Here is a 1,532-nt window from a genome sequence, read left to right on the forward strand (position 1 = left end):
GGTGGGAACGCTGGGGGTTGAGGGCCATCGGGCCGGCCGTGGAGGGCTGCTTTCGATCCATTGCAGCTGCACGGTCAGATGCCCCCTACCCTTGTCTACCTGCGCATCCCGGTGGCGTTAGCCGCCGCCACGCTCTCGGGTGATAGCATGCTGAAGATTGCCCTCGTTGCGGTTGGTCTCGCCGGCTGCTCCCTCGCCCACGCCGCTGAAGAGGATCAGCCCAAAGCACGCCTGCCCAGCCTGACCGTGACATCGGCCGCCACGCGCGAGGTCGTGCCCGATACTACCACCCTTCGGCTCAGCGTCTCAGCCGAGAAACCGACGGCTGCGGCCGCTGCCGAGGAGACGGGCCGCGGCTCGCAGAGCGTGCTTGCCGAGATCAAGGCGCAGGGGATTGATCCGCGCGACATCAAGACCGCGATCACCGTCTCGCCTGTGTACGACGAGGAGCGCGGACCGCAGGGCCAAACCGTCAAACGTACACTGCGGGGCTATGTGGGGCGTAACGCTCTGACGGTGCGGCTGCACAACACCGCGCGAGCCGGTGCGCTCGCCCGCTCATTGATCGACAAAGGCGCGAACGTGTTCGAGGGCATCAGCTTCACGGTCAGTGACGAGCAGCGTCCCATGGACGAGTTGCGGGTCCAGGCGACGAAGGACGCGGTGCGGAAGGCCAAGCTCTACGCGGAGGCGGCCGGGGTGCGGCTGGGGCGCGTTCTGACCATCGAGCCGGACCCCGACAGCCTTGTGCACGGGGAGGCCGATTTGCCACGTCGCGCGGCGTTGGGGGGTGGCACCGTGACAACCGTTATCCCGGTCGAGCCGGGCGTCGAGCAGCTGGCGGCAAAGGTGAGCGTCACCTGGGAGATCTTGCCCTAAGTGGGCGTGTCCGAGCTTCCGATTCCGACCCATTGCAGACGAGCGGCCCCTTTGCCGGTAGAACGTCCTGCATGACGGAACACACGAACATCCATGTGCAGCGCGCCGATCATGTCGGCTTCGCGGTCGGCTCCCTCGACGAGGCACTTCGGTTCTGGATCGATGGGCTCGGCGCACGCCTCGTGCGGACGGGCGAGATGGGTGGTGAGTTCCTCGGTCAGGTCACCGGAGCGCATGGGGCGACGGTGCGCCTAGCGATCGTTTCGCTGGCGGATCAGACGATCGAACTCCTGGAGTATCAGGGTCAGGACCGACCAAGCGTGCCAGCCAAGCCGTTCGACCCGGGCTTCGCGCATCTGGCCCTCGTGGTCGATGACATCGACGCGCTCCTGGTGCAGATCGCCGCCTACGGCTGGAAGGCGCAAGGCACGCCGCAACCGATCGCGAGCGGTGCGCGGGCTGGAACGCGGGTGATCTACGCCGTTGGCCCTGACGGCGCGACGATCGAGTTCATGCAGCCGCCAGCTACCGCCAAGGATCACTGATCCCGCCGGGCGGGTGTCCGCTTCCCACCCTCAGCGGCCTTCCACGCGATCGAGCAGCCCGGCTCGTGGCCTGTCCCCGCTCAACCACCGGATCACCCCCGCCAGCCC

The 1,532-nt window shown here is 67.4% G+C and carries 2 protein-coding genes; both read left to right on the forward strand.

Going from position 1 to position 1,532, the window contains the following annotated elements:
• The first annotated feature begins 147 nt into the window (after positions 1-147).
• Positions 148-879 carry an SIMPL domain-containing protein gene (locus ABZT49_RS24905; RefSeq protein WP_355289975.1) on the forward strand — a complete coding sequence of 244 codons (732 nt, stop codon included), beginning with the start codon at positions 148-150 and terminating at the stop codon, positions 877-879.
• A 71-nt stretch (positions 880-950) separates the two neighbouring features.
• Entirely contained in the window at positions 951-1,424 is a 474-nt protein-coding gene (locus tag ABZT49_RS24910) for a VOC family protein (RefSeq protein ID WP_355289977.1), read from the forward strand.
• The last annotated feature ends 108 nt before the right edge of the window (positions 1,425-1,532 follow it).

It is taken from the genome of Methylobacterium sp. EM32 (assembly GCF_040593685.1).
GTDB lineage: Bacteria > Pseudomonadota > Alphaproteobacteria > Rhizobiales > Beijerinckiaceae > Methylobacterium.